The following is a 20647-nucleotide window of genomic DNA, read 5'->3' as shown; positions in this document are numbered from 1 at the left end:
CCTGGCGATGCGCCACCGCCACCCCCTTAGGGGTGCCGGTGGTGCCCGAGGTGTAAATCAGATACGCCACCTCATCAGGCGCCGGCGCCGCCAACGCGGCCACCGGCTGGGTATCCAGCGCCGGATCGTCGACATCGACCACCGACAGATCCTGACCAGCCAGCCGCGCGCGCAGCTCAGCGCTGGTGATCACCGCCACCGGCGCGGCGTCGTCCAACACGAACCGCATCCGCGCCTCCGGCACCGCCGGATCGATCGGTACGTAGGCCGCCCCGGTTTTCAGCACCGCCAAAATCGCGACGACGGCCTGCGCGGAGCGCTCTAGCAACAGCGCCACCCGCTGCCCCGGGCCTACCCCCTGGGCGGCCAGCAGATGCGCTAACCGGTTGGCCGCCTGCTCGACCTGCCGATAGGTCAACTCACCGCCGGCACTGCTGATGGCCACCGCCTCCGGGGTGCGCGCCACCTGCGCCGCCCACGCCGCCGGAATCGACACCCCCACCGGCGCCGGCCGCGTCACCACCGCCCGATTACCCCACTCCTCGAGCCGGGCACACTCAGCCTCATCAAGCACCGCAATCGACGACACCCGCCGCCCCGGATCAGCCGTCATCGCCACCAACACCCGCTGCAACCGCGCAGCTAATTCCGTGGCGTCGAAATTCGACAGGGGGTGCCCGGCTCCTAAGGTGTTGAGAAAGAGCTCCTCACCGACACCGGAAAAGATCAAGCCGAAGCCGCCCACCAGGCCGGAGTTGGTCATCGACGCGGATGCCGCGATACCACCGAAGTCCAAGTTGAAGCTGGTCGGGAAAAAATCAATGACCACCCTGCCGCTGGGCTGCCACGGATCGCGGTGGTGGGTTTTTCGTTCCAGGGCTTGCACCGGGTATCTCTGATGTTGCAGTGCCTCTCGTATCCGGGTGTCGACATGGTGACAAAAATCGGCAACCGTCGCTTCCGGCGAAATCCGCACGACCAGCGGCACGACCCCGGCAACCATTCCGGGAAGCGTTTTCGACTCCGGGCGCACCCGCCTGCTGACCGGGAAGTCGAGCACCACCTCCGAACCCTCGGCAGACCAGCCGCGCACCAAAAGCGCACACGCCGCGGTGATGACCGACGATCGGGGCACGTTCCACACCTGGGATAACTCGTGCACTCGGCGAAGCACCGCCGAGTCCAGGGGAACCGGCGCCGAAGGCCAATGCGGCTCATGCTCGCGGGTGGCCTGGGCCAACCGCTGCTGCGATCCGTCCTCCGCGGGGAGGTTCTTGGTCCAATAGTCGTGATCTTCCAGGTAGTCCGCGGAGGATTCGTAGGCCGACTCGCAGTCGACTAAGTCCTGCAACGAGCCGAAGAAGGCCGGAGGGATAGGTTCCCCGGAGACAATTGCGGAGTAAACAGCAGCAATCCGATTGCCAAGCAAGCCGATACCGGCCGCATCTATGACTATATGGTGAAAGCACCCGTATAAATAGAATTTATCGGGGTGCGTCTGGAATAATGCGAATTTGAACAGCGGGCCGGTGAACGGCATCGGCGTACGCTGGATCGACAAGGCTATCTTCTGGGCTTCCTGCACCGGATCGTCCGAGCCGCTCAGATCGTAGAAGTCCAGCCCGACATCCGGGTAATCGATCGCCTGCTGGAAAACCTGCCCGTCTACCTCGAAGCACGCGGCCCGGACTGGTTCGGCCTCGCGCATCGCGCGGTTGAGCGCCCACTCGAGGGCATCACGTTCCAGGTTGCCCTCGATGAGGACCAACAGACCGACCTGCCACTCCGTGGTGTCGGAGTGACCCGTTTCCTCCGCTAGCCATATGTCCAGCTGTTCGCGCGTCAGCGGAAGCGCGCGATCCTGACGGTCCATCCGATTGCCTGACCTCAGACGCTTTTACTTACTGGGAACCTTGGCTGGTTGCCAGCCTTTCGCGCAGACTCTTGGGGCGGATATCGGTCCAGTGTTCTTCGATGTAGTCCAGACACGCAGCGCGGTCTGCTTCGCCGTAGACGACCCTCCAGCCGGCCGGAACGTCGGCGAAGGCGGGCCACAGGCTGTGTTGCTCCTCGTCGTTGACCAACACGAAAAAGCTGCCGTTGTCGTCGTCGAACGGATTAATGCCCACCGATTCTCCAAGCCGTCGAGTCACCTGGGTGTAACAAGTTCTAAACCCTACTTCCTGCTGTGACACCTGTCACCTTCGGGTGCCGATCCGATCAGCCAACACGCTTGCGGTGGACGAGATTTTCCACCAGATCGGCGGCGGCCGCGACGCTTTTGGCGGGTTCGGTCATCCGGGTGGCCAGCGCACGGGCCCGGGCCACGTAGGCCGGAGCCAGAATCTTGCGCAGGTCAGCGACCAGCGATTTCTCGGTGGCGGTCGAAAACCGACGGGCGGTGCCCACCTTGAGCCGGGTGACCGCGCCGCCGTAGACGGCATGCACGAGGTCCCAGAACAAGATCAGCTGGGGGACTCCGGCGCGCAGCCCGATGGGCGTGGTGCTGGAGCCGCCGTGGTGGACCAGCGCGCGGCAGGACGGGAAGATCGCCGGGTAGTTCACCGCGCCCACCACCTTGACGTGGTCGCCCTGCGCGACGTCGCCGAAATCGGTCCCGGCGGCACCGACCAGCGCTCGCTCGCCCAGCTGCGCGCAGGCCGCGTCGATCATGGCCAGCGTGTCGGCCGGGGATTCGACGGGGATGCTGCCGAACCCGAAGAAGATCGGCGGTGTTCCCGCAGCGATCCAGGAGGCGACCTCGTCGTCGGCTTCGGTGGGCAATTCCAGCGTCAGCGTGCCGACGAAGGGTCGTTGCCCGTCGAATTGCGCCCATTCTTCCGCCAGCCCGGGAAAGCACGCCTCGTCGTAGGCCTGGATCTCCAGCGCTCCACGGCCGGTGATGCGTCGCGGCGCGGGGCCAGTGGCCTTGGGCAGCCCCAGTTCGCGGCGTTGTGCGTCCTCGACCTGCTTGGTCCCGCGCCACGACAGCCACCAGAACGCGGTCACCGCCCAGCGGCTCAGCGCCGCCGGCAGGAAGGGCAGGACCTGCGCGTTGGGCCGCAGCGGGAAGTAGTGCATCGTGGCCAACGGAATGTCGTAGTACTCGGCGACGTTGGCGGCGGCGTCCTCGAAATTCACCCCGGTGAACAGCACGTCGGCCCCGTCGGCCAGCGATGCCAGCGTGGTGCTCATCTGCTGCCAGCCCGCGACGATGGTCTCGGCGACTTCGCGCCGGGCCCTGGCCAGCTCCCGAATCTTCCAGGGGTTGCCGAACAAACACGTCCAGAAGTCGCGGTGGGCGTCCAGCACGGTCTGCGCCGCCGGTCCGAACCCGACCGCCGGAGGCCCGGCCGCCTCGGTGAAGCCCACCAGGTCGGGCGGGACGGCCATGCGCACCTCGTGCCCGCGGCGCAGCAGTTCGCGGCCGACGGCGACGCAGGGCTCGACGTCGCCGCGGCTTCCCCAGCCTGCCAGCACACATTTCATCGCGGACACCGGCCTTTCACTTCCCCGTGCGGCAGTCCCGCGTCACCGGCTCAGCCGCGCGACAGCATAACCCGGCACCTGGGGTGTCGACCCGAAATTGTGAAGTGTCCGGCACGCAGCAGGTGCTGCTACCATGCTGCGGTGCAGTGGCAGAGTCGTAACGGCGATGGTGCGCGGCGAGCGCTGCTGTCGACCGCGGCGGCCAACGCCGCGTCCGTGCGGTCGCGAGCGGCCCGCGTAAAAAAATTCCTCCGATCTGCGCTGGCAATTTATTCTTACCAGTCCACGGGATCAGAACCCGAAGAATATCACAAATGGTATTTCAACACGTTCGTGTGGAAGAAAACCACATGGATGGGCGTCCCCTGCTGGAAATCCACCGCCGACATGTGGAATTACCAGGAGATTCTGTGCGAGCTGAAGCCGTCGCTGGTGATCGAATTCGGTACGGCGCACGGTGGCTCGTCCTTGTTCTACGCCAACACCATGAGGCAGATCGGTCGGCCCTTCACAGTGTTGTCGGTGGACATCGACCACAAACGGCTGGAGCCGGCGGCGCGGCGTGATCCCGACATTATTTTCGTGGAATCGTCCTCCACCGTCCCGGCTGTTGCCGAGCACATCCAACGCCTCAAAAGTGAATTTCCCGGCAAGATCTTCGCCATCCTCGACAGCGACCATTCGATGGATCACGTGCTGGCCGAGATGAAACTGCTGCGGCCCCTGCTGTCCGCCGGTGACTACCTCGTCGTGGAAGACTCCTGCGTCAACGGGCACCCCGTGCTCCCTGGATGGGGGCCGGGCCCGTATGAGGCCGTCGAGGCATACGAGCGTGAATTCCCCCACGACTACACCCATGACGTGGAGCGGGAGAACAAATTCGGCTGGACATTCGCGCCCCACGGATTCCTGATCCGCAATTAGCGGGTCCCCAATGCCTCAGAAGCTGAAGAACGCCTCCAGCGCCGACGCGGCTGCCGACGCCACGTCAAGGCCCGACGGGATCGCGTCGCCCGGGTTCAAAGGCGCGGCGGCGTCGATTTCCGGGATCAGGAAATTGACGTAGAAGAGCGGCCCCAACGGCGTGATCAGCGTATCGGTGACGACACCGCTCGGGGTGGCGCTGTAGACGTTGGCGACGTCGGGGGCCAGCTGCAACACGTCGTAGACCGTTCCGACTGCCGGCAGGGCGGCGGTTGCCCCGCTGGCCGCCGTGGTGCCGCTGACCGTGAACTCGGTGCTGGTGAAGCCCAAGAGGTTCGCCGTGGTCACGGTGGAGTCAATCGACCCGATGTTGGTGGCGCTCGACCCGCTGCCCTCGTAGACGAAAAATCGTTGCGAGGCCAGGGTGAATCCGTCCGCGTAGCCGCCGCCGATGCGCAGGTCCAACGGAACCAGCGCCGGAGCCGTGATCGTCGTCGGCACCGAGTCGAACGAGGTGGCCAGTGCGCCGAGCGAGTTTTCGGGGGCGAAGGTCTGGCCGTCGATGGTGAAGGCGAGCGGGCTGATGACGCTGTCGTACGGTTGGTTCGCCGACAGGGCCGCCAAAGCGGTGCCCATGTCGGGCGCGATGGCGGCGTTGAAGGGGACCGGCAGGGTAAACTCACTACCCGACGACGTCACCAGGGTCTCGGAGGCGCCGCTCGGAGTGGCGACGTAGACGATCTCGTCGTCGCCGATGCCCAGCGGGGACACGTTGAAGACGTCGTACACCGTTCCCACCGCCGGCAGGTCCGCGGTGGTGTACCCACTGGCCGGGGTGGCGCTGGTGACGGTGAACTCCGTGCTGGTCATTCCCAAGAGGGTGGCCACTTCCTCGTCGGTGCCGATCGACCCGACCTCGGTGGTCGTGCCGGCACTGTAGACATTGAAGTTCTGGGTCAGCAGCGAAGTGCCGTCGATGATGGCGCCGCCGAGGTCCAACAGCGGCGGTGAGCCGCCGAGGAAATCGATGGTGTTGTAGCCCACGGCGCCGCTGCTGGCGATCGGGTTGAAGGTGAAGGCGTCGATGGTGAAGGCGTCCGCGCTGATCTGACTGTCGACCGCGGTTTGCAGTCCGGTGAAGGCATCACCGGGCGCCATCGTCGCCGCGGCGTTGACGTTCAACAGGTTCTGCAGGTCGAGGGTGCCGAAGTGGTTCGGCAACACCACGGGGGCGTCGACGTTTTGGGCGCCCGACGATGTCACGATGAAGTCTTGCACGGCAGGGGAGAGCCCCGGGTTGGCGACGTAGACGTTCTCCAGGGGCGGGAAGTCGGGGATGGGCAGGTTGAGGTCTTGGATGTCGTACACCGCTCCCGAGGGCAGCTCCGGTATTTGTACTCCGTCGGGCAGCCACGACCCGACGATGGTCATCTCGAGGTCGGGGTTGCCTATCACGTTCGTCACGACGTTGGAGACGTCGATGATCCCGACGAGGGTGCCGCTGGAGTTGAACACCGCGAGGAATTGAGGCGCAATGGGGATGCCGCTGTCCGTCCCGCCGCCCAGTGTGAACAACGGTGCGACCGAGCCGATCGGGGAGAAAGTGGTCCACCCCTCGATGGTGTCGGTGGGGAAGGAGAAGCCGGGGAACGGGTCGATGCGGTCCTCGGCGCAGTACGAGCAGACGGTGTCGGTGAAGGGGTCGAAGGTATAGGGGCCGATGGTGAAGGCGTCGGGCCCGGTGGGGCTGGCCTCGCTCGCCAGGTCCACCGGGATGTCCAGCGCAGGTGCGGGCCCCGCGGGGTAACTGACGCCGACCCCGGCCGCCGCGGCGGTGACCAGAACTCCGCCGGCCAGCGCTGCACGACTACGCCGCCGGCGGTGACGGTGAGTTATGCGGTGTTTCATCGTGACCGCACTCCTTAACCACCTGCTCCGGTAACGCTACACCTAGAGCCGTCGCGTGGTGCCGCAATTGTCAGGCCGCGAGCTAGCGGGATCCGGCGGTCGGTGTTACTGCGGGGGCGATTTTGCGCTGGCCGCCAGGAATTCGCCCAGGTAGCGGGCTGGTTTCAGGTTGAGCAAGCGCTCGCGGTCGGCGGCAAGATCGGCGTAGGTGAGCGCCTCGATCTGCGCCGGCGAGTACGACAATTGAGATTCCGGGGATCCTTTTCGGACAATCCCGACGCCCATGTCGCACTTGAGCACCGCGACCTGCAGGTCGGGTCGGGTGCTGCGCAGGTGGACGATCGCCTTCCACACGTCGCCGCTCCACACGCCGATCACCAGCGGCCCTTTCTGTTGGGCCATGAAGTCGGCCTGCGACGCGGCGGGGCGGGCGATCAGGGCCAGCGCGGGGTTGCAGTCGTGCAGGAAAATGACGCCGTCGTCGCGCAGGTAGCGCAGGGTGTTCTCGACGTCGCGCACGACCTGCCCGTAGGTGTGCAGCCCGTCGATGAGGGCGACGTCGACGCCGTGCTGCTCGAGGAAAGCGGTCTCGGTGGCGAAGAAGGCGTCGCTGGTGGTCTCGAAGTAGTAGGTGGCGCGCGCCGTCGCGTCCGCGGCCCTGCGGGAGCGAGCCGAGAGCTTGAACGCCGGGTCGACGGCGATCTTCTCCTCGGCGGCGATACGCCGAAACGCGCGTCCGTGGGAAACGCCGATCTCCAGGTAGACGGGCTTCACCCGCGCGTCAAGGGCCAGCTGCACGGCTTTGATCCGGTTCACGCGACGATCCTGCCCGCCGCAGTGGCTCGTGACAAGGGGTACGCCGAAAGTCGCGAGCTGAGCGGTAGGGGATCAGGCCCGGGCGAGCTTACCCAGACCGGTGATCTCGAGGCTCACCGATTTCCGTTGGCCGGCAGCGCCGAGCATGAAAAGGATATCGCCTATCGGTGCGCCCAACCAGAACCGCCAGAATCGCCTGCTGAAAAATCTCCAGGTGTAGCGGCCGTCCCCGAGCAGCCAATAGCCTGCGATCACGACGACGTAATACGCCAGACGCTTCCAGAGCGCGGTCACCATCTCGATATTCATTTCCCAGATCTCAAGCCCCCACGCCCGGTATCGCCATTCCAGCTCGTAGCGTTTCTGAAATTCGTAGAACGCCCGCATTTCGCCATTGGTGACCAGATACTCGTCGAAGACGAGGATCGACCCCTCGATGAAGTGGTTCTTGCAGGTTTCCAACGCATGCAGGCAACTGTCGTAGGTATCCAAATCCATGTGGAAAAGCCTGATCGGGGCGGTTGGCCGCGCGGCCAGGAACGGAGCCAACGTGTCGTAGGTGCTGCCCTTGACGAACTGCACCGCGCGGCCCAGCGGGTCGGGCAACCCGTCGTGCAAGCTCACCCCGGTGTCGCGCAGGAAACGTTGCGCCAACGGTTCTGACAGCGCAAACGTTCCACGCTTGACGACGATCTGGTCGTCGACCTGCCAGTCCTCGACGAGACCGGAAAACGTGTCGAAACCATAGACCGGGCGGTTGGACGCGTCGGATATGAGCCGTGTCGACCAGCCGATCCAGACCCCTAAATCGAGCAGTAATTCGTCAGACCCCTCGGAGCATGGTGCCAGTTTCGACGCTTCCCACAATAGTGTGTGGCCGCCAATCCTGCACCGGCGTATATCTGCAACGGTGCGGGTGATGAACGCGCGATACGCGTCGTCGTACACCCTGATGTCGCGAGCATACAGATTGGGAATGTAGCGGTCACGACCCCGATACAACAGGCGGGCAGAGAGCAACCCCAACAGAAGTACGCCAACCGCGGCGCAAATAACCGGTGCACAGTAGCATGCGGCAGCCACCCCGAGCGCGATGCTCACCAGCACTGCGTGCCACAGTCGATGAAGAGTCATCCGATCCACTGTTCGCCGATCAATTATGGCCACCTTTTGACCTCCGCGTCAGGGGCTGGACCACAGGCTGACGCTTACCCGCGACCGGCCCCGCCAAGCCTGTCAATCGTTGGCGAAGCAGTACATCCGGTACGAGGTCTCTCCCCGTTGCAAGGCGCTGCAGACTTGCAGTAGTTGTTTGGTGGCGACGAATGGCCGCATTCGCCGATACAGCTGCTGCAATGTCGGCACCAGCGTCTCCAACCCGCGCGCAACTTCTTCGCTGATGTCTCTTTCCGACACCAGCCGCAGGGGTGCATCGCCGAGAGCCTTTTCCCAGTCGGCGATTTCGTCGCGCAGGCGCAGGTCGGCATACAGGAAATGCCCGCCGGGGCTCAGCACCCGCCCCACCTCGGTCAGGAAACGGGAGAACCGCGGATAGTAGGCCGAGGCTTCGACGTTGATCACCGCGTCGAAGGATTGATTGGCGAAGGGCAGGTTCTCGGCGTTGCCGGACACGAAATCCAGGCCGGGCAGTTGGTGCTTTTTTCGGCAGAAGTCGATGCCGGCGCGGTTCAAGTCCAGCCCGGTGTAGGACGCCGGGCCCAGAGTGCGCATCAGGTATGAGGCCCCTCCGCCGTGCCCGCAGCTGACCTCCAGAACCCGCTTGCCCGCCAGGTCGACTTGGGTCGCCGTGCGGTGGTAAAGGCCGATGAAGAGCCGGTTGGGCTCGTCGGAGGGCTCCAACGGCAGGGCCATCGGCGGGTCTTCCTCGTAACCGAGATTGAGGAAAACCAGTTGATCGTCGCTGACGTAACGGGTGACAAGGGGATAGAGGTGCTCGGCAGCGAATTGCGACGACAATGCGCGCGTGACAAAACGGTGGAGCCGAGTTTTCACAGAAGTCGTCTGCGTCATGCCAACCCACTTTCTCTGGGCTTAACCGAGGCGGCCTGCTCATCGATGCATTATGACGGCCATTGACTGGCACGTGACCGGTGGGCCATTCGGCGAGAGTTCCGGATATGATCGACACTCACTTTCGCCGCAGACGAACCGGAGGCTTCGGATCTTGTCACCATCCGTGCTCGTCACCGGCGGGGCGGGGTTCATCGGGTCCGCGCTCACGCACCGCCTCGTCCGGGCCGGCTACGAGGTCGCCGTGATGGACAGCCTGCACCCACAGGTTCACGGTGACCATCCGGCGATCAACCTGCCGCCCTCGGCGCGGTTGTTCACCGGTGACGTTACCCATGCCCCCGACTGGGACGCGGTGCTGCGGCTGTTCCGACCATCCCAGATCGTGCACCTGGCGGCCGAGACCGGAACGGCGCAGTCGCTGTCGGCGGCCACGCGCCACGGCTCGGTCAACGTGGTGGGCACCGCTCAGCTTCTCGACGCCGTCAGCCGCTGCGCCCACGTGCCCGAGCAGTTCGTCCTGGCGTCCTCACGCGCCGTCTACGGCGAAGGTGCCTGGCAATGCGGCACGGATGTCTTCTATCCGCGGCCGCGCAGTCACGCTCAGCTGGCGGCCGGTATCTGGGATCCCGAGGGGCCCACGGCGCAGCCGGCGGTTCCGCTGCCGAGCTGCGCCGGCCGGACGGAGCCCCGGCCCACCAGCATTTACGCCGCGACCAAACTCGCCCAAGAGCACATGTTGGCAGCCTGGACGGCCGCGCACGACGTCACGCTCAGTGTGCTGCGGCTGCAGAATGTCTACGGGCCGGGCCAGTCGCTGACCAATTCCTACACCGGGATAGTTGCTCTGTTCGCGCGGCTGGCGCGCCGGCAACGCCCGTTGGAAGTCTACGAAGACGGCAAGATCGTTCGTGATTTCGTCTTTATCGACGATGTCGTCGAGGCGCTGTTCGCCGCGGTGCAACGCCCCGCCGCGCCGGCACGCTGCCTCGATATCGGGTCGGGTCGCGCGACAACCATCCATCAGCTGGCGTGCACGATCGCGTCCCTCTGCGGGGCCCCCGAGCCAATTGTGGTACCGAAATTCCGCGACGGTGACGTGCGTGCGGCGAGCTGTGACATCGAACCGGCGAGAGACGAACTCGACTGGCACCCGAAGTGGGGACTGCGCGACGGTTTGCGGGCGCTACTGGAATGGGTCGCGGGACAGCTCGAGTGACGAGCAGGCGGTCACCCGACGCGCTTGCGGCGGGCGAAATCTTCCAGCAGATCGGCGGCGGTCGTGACGCTGTCGGCGGGTTTGGTCATCCGGGCGGCGAGTGTACGGGCCCGGGTGGCGTAGTCCGGGGTCAGGATCGTGCGTAGGTCTGTGACCAGTGATTTCTCGGTGGTGGCCGAAAAGCGCCGGGCGGTGCCGACCTTGAGTCGTTTGACGCGGGCTCCCCAGGCTGCCTGATCGGGCAATGTCCACAGGATCAAGGTGGGAACGCCGGCGCGCAGGCCAGCGTTGGTGGTGCCCGCGCCGCCGTGATGCACCACCGCGCGGCAGGCCGGGAAAATCGCCGCGTAGTTCATTGCGGGCACCACCTTGACGTGCTCGAGCTGCGCCAGGGTGCTGAAGTCGGTCCCGGCGGCGCACACCAATGCCCGCTCACCCAGCTGGGCACAGGCGCCGCCGATCATGGCGAGCGTGTCGGCGGCGGATTCGACCGCGACGCTGCCGAAACCGAAGCAGATCGGCGGTGTTCCCGCGCTGACCCACTCGGCGATCTCGTCGTCGGCGTCGGTGGGCAACTCCAGCGTCAGCGCGCCCACAAAAGGCCGCTGACCGTCGAATTTCGCCCATTCGGCGGCCAGCCCGGGGTAGCACACCTGGTCGTAGGCCTGGATTTCCAGCGCTCCGCGTTCGGCGATCCGTTGCGGCCACGGACTTGTCGCCGGAAGTAGGCCCAACTCACGGCGCTGCGCGTTCTCGACGTTTCTGATCCCGCGCCAGGAGAGCCATTCGAACGCCGTCATCGCGAAGCGGCCCACCGGTGCCGGTAGGAACGGCAGGAGCCGACCGTTGGCCCGCAGCGGGAAGATTTGCAGCGTCGCCAGTGCAACGCCGCAATATTCGGCGACGTTGGCGGCGGTGTCTTCGAAATTCATGCCGGTGAGCAAAACGTCGGCGCCGCCGGCCAGTGAGGTCAGCGTTGTGCTGACTTGGCTTCGGCACCCACTGAGGGGCTCGGAGACCTCGCGCAACAGCCTGCTCAGTTCCCGGATCTTCCACGGCGTGCCGAAGAAGCAAGTCCAAAAGTCGCGGTGCGGATCTAGGACGGCCTGCAATTCGGGTCCGTAGGCCACCGCCGGAGGCCCTGCCGACTCGGCGAAGCCGACCATTTCCGGTGCGACAACCATGCGCACGTCGTGCCCGCGGCGCAGCAGCTCCCGCCCGACAGCGACATACGGCTCGACTTCACCACGCGTCCCCCAGTTCGCCAGCACAAATTTCATCGCGGTCATCCTAGCCTTCCGCTTCGCGGCACCGGAGCGTTAGAGCATGCCTTCGCCGGCTAGCGTAGTGTTCGCCGTGGGGCTTGCGTCAGGCGCGCACGCCCAGCGCCGGAGCGTGATGGCCGCCGAATATGGCCGCTGAATGAGGAGCCGCTCACGCTCGGCCTGGATACTCACGGGCTGTCGCTTTATTCCTTTACGTCCTTTGCGAAGCAGTACATCCGGTAGCTGACTTCCTCGTTGAGCAACCTGCGGTAGAGAAACACCCATAACGCAAAGCCCAAGGACGCCTTGACGCGAGCCGTCTTGAACAGCAGTAATGGATATATCTTCTCGATCCCCCGCGCTACCTCCTCGTTGATGAACCGTTCCGCTATGAGCCGCATGGGGGCGCCACGCAGCAGCGCTTCCCACTTGGCGATTTCCTGGCGGCGGCGGACATCGGCGTAAAGGAAATGGCCTCCGGGGCGTAGCACGCGCGCCACTTCGTCGAGGAAGCGGGCGAACCGCGGGTAGCAGTGCGAGGCTTCGATATTTATCACCACGTCGAAGGATTGATCGGGAAAGGGCAGCTCTTCAGCATTACCCTCGATGAAATCCAGGCCGGGTAGCTGGTGCTTTTTTCGGCAGAAGTCCAGGCCGATAGGGTTCAAATCCAGCCCGATGTAGGAGGCCGGGCCGTGGGTGCGCATCAGGTAGGACGCCCCGCCGCCGTGACCGCAACTGACCTCCAGTACCCCCTTTCCGGTGAGATCTACCTGGGTCGCGACGCGGTGGTAAAGCTGAATTTGGTACCGGTTTGGCTCATCTGATTCCGCCAACGGCAAAGCCATCGGCGGATCTTCCTCGTAGCCCCAGTTGAGAAACACGGTATGGTCATCGCTGAAATACTTGCTGTTGATGCGATACCAGTACCGGTTGATGATCGGGTGAGCCCGGCGATCTTTGCGCTGCTTGAGCAGTTCGGCGCGATCGCTCGGACGAACGCGTTGGTCGCTCAATCGGGGGATCGTTATCACCTCCTAAAATGCGATCACTTCGCAAACAATGTCCGGGATGCGCTACCGTCAGTGATTTGTCCAGCTCACGAGCGTAGTACGACATGGCTCGCAGGGCGGGCGAATCGCGGGTCCAGGTCCGATTTCGGCGTCACAACCTCTTATGGTCGGTCTTCCACGGGTTCGTGCAAATACCACGGGTTGGCCCGAGCCCAATCGATAGTGCGGCGGATCCCTTCCTCGACGTCGACCTGCAAGCGCCACCCCAGCTCCCGCTGCGCTTTGGTCGAGTCCGGGATACGCCGGAGGATGTCCTCGTACCGATCTCCGTAGCGGGCCGCGGTGTCGATCACCTCGGGGCCGGACACCGCGTCGACATCCGCGATTTTGACGATCAGGTCGAGCACGGCACCGACGGTGGTCTCGGTCATGCTGCCGATGTTGAAGGCCTGCCCGATGGCGGCGCTGCTGTCGGCGGCGAGCACGGTGCCGGCGACGGCGTCGTCGACGTAGGTGAAGCAGCGGGTCTGCTCACCCGAGTCGTAGAGCAACGGTCGCCGACCGTTGAGGACCCGGTGAATGCTCTGCGAAATCACGAATATCGGGTTCTGCCGGGGGCCGTAGACGTTGAAGTATCGGACCACCGTCACCGGCAGTCCGTGGGCGGCGTGCATCGCGAACACGAGATGCTCGGCCATGGCCTTGCTGGTGCTGTAGCTCCACCGTGCCGTCCTGGTCGAGCCGAGGACGCGATCGTCGTCCTCGGCGAACGGCGGGTTGGGATTTTTCCCGAAGATCTCCGAGGTGCTGGCGAACACCACGCGTGTTCCGTGGCGCCGGCTCAGTTCCAGCACGTTGCGGGTACCGGTGACATTGACGTCGAGGACCCGCAGCGGGTCGTTGAGGTAGTTTCGGACACCGACGACCGCGGCCAGGTGAAAGACCGTGTCGACGCCGGGAGTCAGGGCGTCTTGCAGTGCGGTCGGATCTGTCACATCGCCTTGCACGAACCGGAAGTTGGCATGCCGGTCGAAGTCGATACTGCGGTCGCGGGTGTTCTTGGCGGAATCGAAAACCGTGACGCGGTCTCCGCGGTCGAGCAGTGCGGAGACCAGGTGCGATCCGATGAACCCGTAGCCGCCCGTCACGACGACGTTGGACATATTCGCTCTTTCGTTGTCGGGTAGTGCAGGTGGCAGGTGATTGTCGGCTAGCGGCCGATCCCCTTGTAGACGAAGCCGGCGGCGCGCACCGCCGCGGGGTCGAAGCTGTTGCGTCCGTCGAGGAACACGGCGCCGGGTGCGGCCAGCTCGGCGAGCCGCACCAGCGGGATCTGGTGGAACTGCCGGTGCCCGGCCAGGACCACCACGGCATCGGCATCCTCGACGGCTGCCTCGATATCGGCGGTCAGGGGGATCCTCGTCACCGCGAGAGCCTCCTCGGCCGGCACCCACGGGTCATGGACCGACAGCGTGCAGCCGGATTCTTCGAGCAAGGCGAGGACGTACTTGGTGGGCGTCAGCCGGCAGTCGCCGGTGTTGTTTTTGAACGCGATACCCAACACCGCGATCTTGCTGGTCGCGACGGACTTGCCCTGATCGACAAGCAGCTGCTCGAGCAATGCGTAGGTGTAGGCGGGCATCGTGTCGTTGACGGTCCGCGACGTCCGCGGAATCGCCAGGTCCAACCCCACCGACTGCCCCAGATGGTTGACGAACCACGGATCCTTGGTCAGGCAGTAGCCGCCGACGCCCATGCTGGGCATCAAGATGTTGACGGGGCGGCCGCCCTTGGGCATCGTGTTGGCTGCCTCGATGACCTGAAGCGCGTCCATCCCGAGCCGGTCACACACCTTGGCCAGCTCGTTGGCCAGCGCAACGTTGAGGTCGACCCAGAGGTTGTCCGCCAGCTTGACCATCTCGGCGGTGCGCGGATCGTCGACGATGACCGAGTCCACACCCAGGGCATGGCGCCACAGGGTGGCGCAGGCGCGGGCGCTGCGCTCATCGACGGCGCCGACGACGACGGGAATCGACGTCAGCTCCCGGATGGCCTGGCCTTCGGCGAGCCGCTCGGGACAAAACGCCAACCCGAAGTCGACCCCGGCCCGCAGTCCCGAGGTCTCTTCGAGGATCGGTTTGACGAGTTTTTCGGTGGTGTCGGGCGGCACCGTGCTCTTGAGGATGACGACGTGGCCGCTGCGCAAATGGCTTCCCACGGCCTGCGCCGCTGCGGTGATGTCGTCGACGATGGGCTCGTAGTCCGCGCCGAGCGGGGTGCCGACGGTCACGATGACGAACTCGTTGTCCGCCAGGGCGCCGAAGTCGGTGGTGGCGCGAAGCCGGCCGACTCGAACGTTGGTGGACACCAGCTCGCCCAGACCCGGCTCAGGCACGGTGGTCTTGCCGAGGTTGATCTCTTCGACGACGTCACGCCGCACGTCGATGCCCGTCACCGGCCAGCCGCGGTCGGCCAGCACGGCCCCGATCACGGTGCCGATGTAGCCGAAGCCCACGACCGCGATCCCTGACCGCATGCCGCGCACGAGGAGATCGATCTCGGCGTCACTACGTCCGAAGACGGCCTTGGCCGTTGCAGAACCCATGGCAGAGCCTGGCCCTTCTGTCCCCCGTGCGCGTTCTGTGACCTGACAGCGGGGCCCTCCCGCGCCCCGGGCTAACCTGCCCGGCAGTGTAGTCCAACGCCCGTCCGGCCAATCCGGAGTGCCGGGTTTTCGGCGAACGCTCCGTGCGCCGTCGCCGCCTCAGCTGAACCTCTTGCGGCGGGCGAAATCTTCCACCAGGTCAGCGGTGATCGTGACACTCTCGGCGGGTTTGGTAATCCGGGTGGCGAGTTCACGCACCCGGGTGGCATAGCCCGAGGTCAGGATCCTGCTTAGGTCTGTGACCAGCGATTTCTCGGTGGTGGCCGAAAAGCGCCGGGCGGTGCCGACCTTGAGTTGCTTGATCAAAGCTCCCCACATCTGCCGGTCGGGCGCCGCCCAGAGGATCAACGTGGGCACTCCGGCCCGCAGACCCGCGGCCGTGGTGCCCGCGCCGCCGTGGTGCACCACCGCGCGGCAGGACGGGAAAATCGCCGCGTAATTCATGGCGCTTACCACCTTGATGTGCTCACACTGCGCGACGTTGCTGAAATCGGTCCAGGCGGAGCACACCAGCGCCCGCTCGCCCAACTGCGCGCAGGCCGCGCTGATCATGGCGAGCGTGTCGGCTGGAGACTCCATCGGCATGCTTCCAAAAGCGAAGCAAATCGGCGGGGTTCCCGCGGCGATCCAGGACGCGATCTTCTCGTCGGCAGCGGTGGGCAACTCCAGCGTTAGCGTGCCGACAAAAGGCCGCTGGTCGTGCCACTTCGCCCATTCGGCGGCCAGCCCGGGAAAGCACACCTCGTCGTAGGCCTGGATTTCCAGCGCTCCGCGTTCGGTGATCCGTCCCGGTGCGGGGCCCGTTGCCCTCGGCAGGCCCAGCTTACGGCGCTGCGCATCCTCGAGCTTCCCGAACACTCCCCGAGACAGCCACCAGAACATCGTCATCGCGGAGCGGCTCAACGGTGCCGGCAGGAACGTCAGAAGCTGGCCGTTGGGTCGCAGCGGAAAATAATGCAACGTGGCCAACGGAATGCCGTAGTACTCCGCGACGTTGGCGGCGCCGTCTTCGAAAAGCAGCCCGGTGAAAAGCAGGTCGGCCCCGTCGGCGAGCGATATCAGCGTCTTGGTCATCTCCACCCAGCACTGGGTGACGAACGCCCAGTACTCGCGCCACAACTTGGTCAGATCCTTCATGGTCGAGCTGCCGCGCGGGAAATCCTTGAACAGGTTCGCGCCGAAATCGCTGTCCAGCGCCGTCTGCGAATCCGGTCCGTAGGCGACTGCCGTGAGCCCGGCCGACTCGGCGAAGCCGACCTGATCGGGTGAGACAGCCATGCACACCTCATGGCCCCTGCGTAGCAGCTCACGTCCGACGGCGAGGCCGGGCTCGGCGTCGCCGCGCGTTCCGTAGCATGCCAACACAAATTTCATCGGCGAATCCTAGCCTCGCAGTCCGGCGTTATCGGCCGCAAATACAAAACTGTCAGGTCAGGATCGCGGCTTCGCCGCCGTTCGCAGCCCGAACGTCACGGCCTCAGGGCAGGCCCGGTTAACCGGGTGTTCGCCCAATCGTCGCGATTTTAGCGGGCCGAAACAGTCCCGGACACCCCCCCCGCTCAGTAGGCTCTGGCTCACGGCGCAGCAGTGCCGGCATCCGGTCGGCAACCGAACAGACCGCAGGGATGACAAAGGCGAGGAGAAGGGACTGCCGTGGCAGACACATTGACCGCAGGCCAGAAGCTGGTCAGAGGCGAATCACTCACCTCGAACAACGGCGCCTACACCGTGACGCTGCAAGACGACGGCAACCTGGTGCTCGCGTCACGCGGGCATGCCATCTGGGCAACCGGGACCAACGGCCAAGACGTGGTCCGGGCCGAAGTCCAGCACGACGGCAACTTCGTCCTCTACACCGCCGACAAGCCGGTATGGCACACCAACACCAAAGGCAAGAAGAACGTCCGGCTCGTCCTGCAGGACGATCGCAACCTCGTGCTCTACGCCGCCGACGGTCCGGCCTGGTCATCGAAGACCGAGACCGACGCGCCACCACCGCCCGAACCCGAGGAGGCGGCCGAGCCTACACCGGCAGCCCAAGCGGCGGCCTCCGAGACCGAGCCGGCGCCTGAAGCGGCGCGTGAACCTGAGCCTGAACCTGCCGCGCGGACCTACACCGTCGTTGCCGGCGATACGTTGTGGGCCATCGCCGAGCGCTTCTACGGAGACGGCAGCCAATACCAGGTCATCGCCGATGCCAGCGGCGTGGACAATCCCGATCTGATCCACCCGGGACAGGTGCTGACGATCCCCTGATTACGCGGCGGCAGGCGCCGGCGCCGGTCAGTCGCGATGGCGCAGCCGGACGAAGTTTTCCACCTGATCGGCCGCGGCCGCGGCGGCGTCGCCGGGTTGGGTGATCCGGGGGGCGATCTCGCGGGCCCGGGTGCGGTACCGGTCGCCGAGAATCTTACGCAGGTCTTTGACCAGCGTTTTCTCGGTGGTGGCCGAAAAGCGCCGGGCGGTGCCGACCTTCAGTCGTTTGACCACGGCGCCGAAGAACGGCTGATCGGGCAAGGTCCAAAGGATCAACTGGGGAATCCCGGCGCGCAGGCCCGCGGCCAGGGTGCCCGCGCCGCCGTGGTGCACGACCGCCCGGCAGGCCGGAAAGATCGTCGCGTAGTTGACCGCACCCACCACCGCGACGTGCTCGAAATTCGGTGCGTCGCTGAAGTCGGTCGAGCCGGCGCACACCAACGCCCGCTCGCCCAGCCGTGCGCAGGCGGCGGCGATCATGGCGAGCGTGTCGGCCGGGGATGCGACCGGGATGCTGCCGAACCCGAAGCAGATCGGCGGTGTTCCCGCAGCGATCCAGGACGCGACCTGCGCGTCGGCGTCGGTCGTCAACCCCAGCGCCAACGCGCCAACGAAGGGTCGCCGGCCGTCCCACTTCGCCCATTCGGCGGCCAGCCCGGGGAAACACACCGGATCGTAGGCCTGGATTTCCAGCGACCCACGGTCGGCGATGCGCCGCGGAGCCGGGCTGGTCGCCTTCGGCAGCCCCAGTTGGCGGCGCTGCTCGTCCTCGCCCTTCCTCGTCCCGCGCCAGGCCAGCCAATCGTTCAGTGTCATCGCCACACGGCTGAGGGGCCCCGGCACAAACGGCAGCAGCCGGCCGTGGGCGCGTGCGGGGAAAAAATGCAGCGTGACCAGCGGGATGTCGTGAAACTCCGCGACATTGGCGGCGGGCTGCTCGAAAATCAGGCCGGCGATGAGCAGGTCGGCCCCGTCGGCCAGCGACGCCAACGTCTTGGTCATCTCCTCCCAGCAGCGGGCAGCGAAGTCCGCTGTTTCGCGCCCCATCCGGTTCAGCTCCCGGATCTTCCAGGGGGTGCGGAAGTAACACGTCCAGTACTTGCGCTGGGCGTCCAGAATGGGCTGCGAGTCCAGCCCGTAGCCGACCGCGGCCAGCCCGAGCGCCTCGACGAAACCGACCAGGTTGGGCGGAACGGCCATGAGCACTTCATGCCCGCGGCGGGCCAGCTCCCGCCCGACGACCACGGCGGGCTCGATGTCGCCGCGACCGCCGTAGCTTGCCAGCACAACTTTCATCGCCGAGGGTGGCCTTTCGGGTTGTCGCGCACGCCGGCCGGGCGACGTGGCACCGACATTATGCCCAGCACGGCCAGGGGTGCGTCACCCGAGTTGCCTGCGCCGGCCAGTGGTACTGTTCTGGTTCGCCCGGGCCAGGCCGTGTGCCATCGTCGCTGAGGAGCGTGAGTGTGGCTGATGGCGAGCTGACCGCGCGCGAGGCTGAACAGCGCGGGTGGGACGTGATCGTCGTGGGCACCGGCATGGGCGGCGCGACGCTGGGCTACCAGCTGGCCCGGTCCGGGCGGCGGGTGCTGTTCGTCGAGAAGGGACGCTCGACGCTGCCCGGGACGCCCGGCACGATTCGGGCCGCGATGCCCGAACTCGCCGAGCCGTTGGCGTACCGGTCGGCCGCGGCTTTCTACGACGCGCTGGCGCGGGCCGGACGCTGCACCGATGAGATCGAAGACATCAGCGGGCGCTTCGCGAAGCGGTTTGTGCCGTTCATCGGCAGCGGCACCGGCGGGTCGTCGGCCCTGTACGGCATGGTCTGCGAGCGGTTTTTCGCTCGCGATTTCACTCCGCGGCAGAATTTTCGCGACCCCGGACAGTCCACCGTGCCCGAGGCCTGGCCGGTGAGCTACGACCAGATGCGGCCCTGGTACGCCCGGGCCGAGCGCCTGCTGGGGGTCCGCGGCGCGCCGGATCCGCTGCGCCCGGAATCGGCCGACATCGATCTGCCTGCGGCGCCGCCGTTTTCGACGGACAATCAGCTGCTGGCCGACTATCTGACCGGCCGAGGGTTACATCCCTACCATCTGCCGATGGCGTGTGAGTACACCGAGGGTTGTGCCACGTGTCAGGCTTTTTTGTGTCCGCGGTCATGCAAAAACGACGCCGCTCGCAACGCGGTGCTGCCGGCCGTCGCCGAACACGGTGCCGGCCTGCTGGCCGAATGCCCGGTGGTGGGTCTCGACGCCGACCGCTCCCGGGTTCAGCAGGTGATCTGCCGGTATCGCGGCGCCAGGCTGACCCTCAAGGGCACGGTCGTCGTCGTGGCCGCGGGAGCGCTGGCCACTCCGGTGTTGTTGCTGGAATCCCGCTCGGGGGATTGGCCACGGGGCCTGGCCAACGGCTCGGACCAGGTGGGCCGCAACTTGATGCGCCATCTGCTGGACCCGATCGAGATCTGGCCGCAACCCGACTCCCGAATCACCGCCCCCAACAAGGAGATCGGCTTCAACGACTTCTATTTCTGGGAGGGGCAGAAATACGGCACCGTTCAGTCGTTCGGCGCGATACCGCCGGTGGAGTGGCTGACCAACCGCCCGGGCGTGCGGGGGACGGCGCTGCGCTTGATCAGCCCGGCGGTGCGACAGATCTATCGGCGCTTCGTCACCGGCGGGCTGGTGCTGGCCGCGATGACAGAGGACTTGCCCTATCCCGACAACCGCGTCCTGCCGTGTGATGGGCCCAGCTCGGATGGACGCCCGCGGCTGCGAATCCAGTATCGTCTGCACCCGAGTGAGGTGAAACGGCGCGCCGTGTTTTTGCGGCAGCTCAAAGAGGTGTTGCAGCCGTTTCGGAAACTGCCCCTGGGCAGCGGCAAAAACAACGCGAACCTGGGGCATGTCTGCGGCACGTGCCGTTTCGGTACCGATCCCAAAACCAGTGTGCTGGATGCAGATAACCGGGCGCACGAGGTGGAGAACCTGTATGTGGTGGATACCTCGTTTTTTCCGTCCAGTGCCGGGTTGAATCCCAGTTTGACGGTCGCGGCCAACGC

General features: G+C 65.6%; 17 protein-coding genes. 4 read left to right on the top strand and 13 right to left on the bottom strand.

Features of this window, described 5'->3' with window-relative positions:
- The 3 genes from F6Q13_RS14135 to F6Q13_RS14125 all read right to left on the bottom strand — a co-directional run.
- On the bottom strand, positions 1-1873 hold a 1873-nt coding region (locus F6Q13_RS14135), incomplete at its 3' end, for an AMP-binding protein (protein WP_293057578.1).
- Between the two features lie 28 nt (positions 1874-1901).
- Positions 1902-2129: an MbtH family protein gene (locus F6Q13_RS14130; RefSeq protein ID WP_293057575.1), complete on the bottom strand. Its 228-nt coding sequence runs from the start codon at positions 2127-2129 to the stop codon at positions 1902-1904.
- A gap of 91 nt (positions 2130-2220) precedes the next feature.
- A complete protein-coding gene (locus tag F6Q13_RS14125) occupies positions 2221-3489 on the bottom strand; it encodes a glycosyltransferase (RefSeq protein WP_293057572.1) in 1269 nt (422 codons plus the stop codon).
- A gap of 216 nt (positions 3490-3705) precedes the next feature.
- Here F6Q13_RS14125 and F6Q13_RS14120 point away from each other — a divergent pair, with 216 nt between their 5' ends.
- A complete protein-coding gene (locus F6Q13_RS14120) occupies positions 3706-4413 on the top strand; it encodes a rhamnosyl O-methyltransferase (RefSeq protein WP_293057587.1) in 708 nt (235 codons plus the stop codon).
- Positions 4414-4428: 15 nt separating this feature from the next.
- Here the strand turns inward: F6Q13_RS14120 and F6Q13_RS14115 are convergent, their stop codons facing one another.
- From F6Q13_RS14115 to F6Q13_RS14100, 4 genes are all read right to left on the bottom strand, one after another.
- Positions 4429-6321 (bottom strand): hypothetical protein, encoded by a 1893-nt coding sequence (locus F6Q13_RS14115; protein WP_293057570.1) that lies wholly within the window; start codon positions 6319-6321, stop codon positions 4429-4431.
- A 105-nt stretch (positions 6322-6426) separates the two neighbouring features.
- Complete coding sequence (locus F6Q13_RS14110) at positions 6427-7137, bottom strand: class I SAM-dependent methyltransferase (protein ID WP_293057567.1); 711 nt, start codon at positions 7135-7137, stop codon at positions 6427-6429.
- Positions 7138-7209: 72 nt separating this feature from the next.
- Positions 7210-8271, bottom strand: coding sequence for a class I SAM-dependent methyltransferase (locus tag F6Q13_RS14105; protein ID WP_293057564.1), 1062 nt, complete (start codon positions 8269-8271; stop codon positions 7210-7212).
- A gap of 102 nt (positions 8272-8373) precedes the next feature.
- Positions 8374-9150, bottom strand: a complete 777-nt coding sequence (locus F6Q13_RS14100) for a phthiotriol/phenolphthiotriol dimycocerosates methyltransferase (RefSeq protein WP_293057585.1) — start codon at positions 9148-9150, stop codon at positions 8374-8376.
- A 184-nt stretch (positions 9151-9334) separates the two neighbouring features.
- Here F6Q13_RS14100 and F6Q13_RS14095 point away from each other — a divergent pair, with 184 nt between their 5' ends.
- Positions 9335-10387, top strand: a complete 1053-nt coding sequence (locus tag F6Q13_RS14095) for an NAD(P)-dependent oxidoreductase (protein ID WP_293057583.1) — start codon at positions 9335-9337, stop codon at positions 10385-10387.
- A gap of 11 nt (positions 10388-10398) precedes the next feature.
- Here the strand turns inward: F6Q13_RS14095 and F6Q13_RS14090 are convergent, their stop codons facing one another.
- From F6Q13_RS14090 to F6Q13_RS14070, 5 genes are all read right to left on the bottom strand, one after another.
- Positions 10399-11667: a glycosyltransferase gene (locus tag F6Q13_RS14090; protein ID WP_293057561.1), complete on the bottom strand. Its 1269-nt coding sequence runs from the start codon at positions 11665-11667 to the stop codon at positions 10399-10401.
- Between the two features lie 188 nt (positions 11668-11855).
- Positions 11856-12593 (bottom strand): phthiotriol/phenolphthiotriol dimycocerosates methyltransferase, encoded by a 738-nt coding sequence (locus tag F6Q13_RS14085; protein ID WP_293057581.1) that lies wholly within the window; start codon positions 12591-12593, stop codon positions 11856-11858.
- A gap of 233 nt (positions 12594-12826) precedes the next feature.
- Positions 12827-13828 carry an NAD(P)-dependent oxidoreductase gene (locus F6Q13_RS14080; protein WP_293057559.1) on the bottom strand — a complete coding sequence of 334 codons (1002 nt, stop codon included), beginning with the start codon at positions 13826-13828 and terminating at the stop codon, positions 12827-12829.
- A 47-nt stretch (positions 13829-13875) separates the two neighbouring features.
- Entirely contained in the window at positions 13876-15270 is a 1395-nt protein-coding gene (locus tag F6Q13_RS14075; protein ID WP_293057555.1) for a nucleotide sugar dehydrogenase, read from the bottom strand.
- Positions 15271-15429: 159 nt separating this feature from the next.
- Positions 15430-16704 carry a glycosyltransferase gene (locus F6Q13_RS14070; protein WP_293057552.1) on the bottom strand — a complete coding sequence of 425 codons (1275 nt, stop codon included), beginning with the start codon at positions 16702-16704 and terminating at the stop codon, positions 15430-15432.
- A 279-nt stretch (positions 16705-16983) separates the two neighbouring features.
- On the opposite strand from F6Q13_RS14070, the gene F6Q13_RS14065 reads away from it, so the two are divergent.
- Entirely contained in the window at positions 16984-17586 is a 603-nt protein-coding gene (locus tag F6Q13_RS14065) for a LysM peptidoglycan-binding domain-containing protein (protein WP_293057549.1), read from the top strand.
- Positions 17587-17613: 27 nt separating this feature from the next.
- On the opposite strand, the gene F6Q13_RS14060 is transcribed toward F6Q13_RS14065, so the two are convergent.
- A complete protein-coding gene (locus F6Q13_RS14060) occupies positions 17614-18882 on the bottom strand; it encodes a glycosyltransferase (RefSeq protein ID WP_293057547.1) in 1269 nt (422 codons plus the stop codon).
- A 170-nt stretch (positions 18883-19052) separates the two neighbouring features.
- On the opposite strand from F6Q13_RS14060, the gene F6Q13_RS14055 reads away from it, so the two are divergent.
- The coding region (locus tag F6Q13_RS14055; protein WP_293057545.1) for a GMC family oxidoreductase at positions 19053-20647 on the top strand (1595 nt) is incomplete at its 3' end.

It is taken from the genome of Mycobacterium sp., assembly GCF_008709575.1.
Taxonomy (GTDB): Bacteria; Actinomycetota; Actinomycetes; order Mycobacteriales; family Mycobacteriaceae; genus Mycobacterium.
This window is presented reverse-complemented; position numbering and strand designations above follow the sequence as displayed.

Bases quoted from the DNA above. Each gene is read 5' to 3' on its own strand.
- F6Q13_RS14075 (WP_293057555.1), bottom strand. From the start codon at position 15,270: ATGGGTTCTGCAACGGCCAAGGCCGTCTTCGGACGTAGTGACGCCGAG.
- F6Q13_RS14060 (WP_293057547.1), bottom strand. From the start codon at position 18,882: ATGAAAGTTGTGCTGGCAAGCTACGGCGGTCGCGGCGACATCGAGCCC.
- F6Q13_RS14080 (WP_293057559.1), bottom strand. From the start codon at position 13,828: ATGTCCAACGTCGTCGTGACGGGCGGCTACGGGTTCATCGGATCGCAC.
- F6Q13_RS14090 (WP_293057561.1), bottom strand. From the start codon at position 11,667: ATGAAATTTGTGCTGGCGAACTGGGGGACGCGTGGTGAAGTCGAGCCG.
- F6Q13_RS14105 (WP_293057564.1), bottom strand. From the start codon at position 8,271: ATGACTCTTCATCGACTGTGGCACGCAGTGCTGGTGAGCATCGCGCTC.
- F6Q13_RS14070 (WP_293057552.1), bottom strand. From the start codon at position 16,704: ATGAAATTTGTGTTGGCATGCTACGGAACGCGCGGCGACGCCGAGCCC.
- F6Q13_RS14115 (WP_293057570.1), bottom strand. From the start codon at position 6,321: ATGAAACACCGCATAACTCACCGTCACCGCCGGCGGCGTAGTCGTGCA.
- F6Q13_RS14125 (WP_293057572.1), bottom strand. From the start codon at position 3,489: ATGAAATGTGTGCTGGCAGGCTGGGGAAGCCGCGGCGACGTCGAGCCC.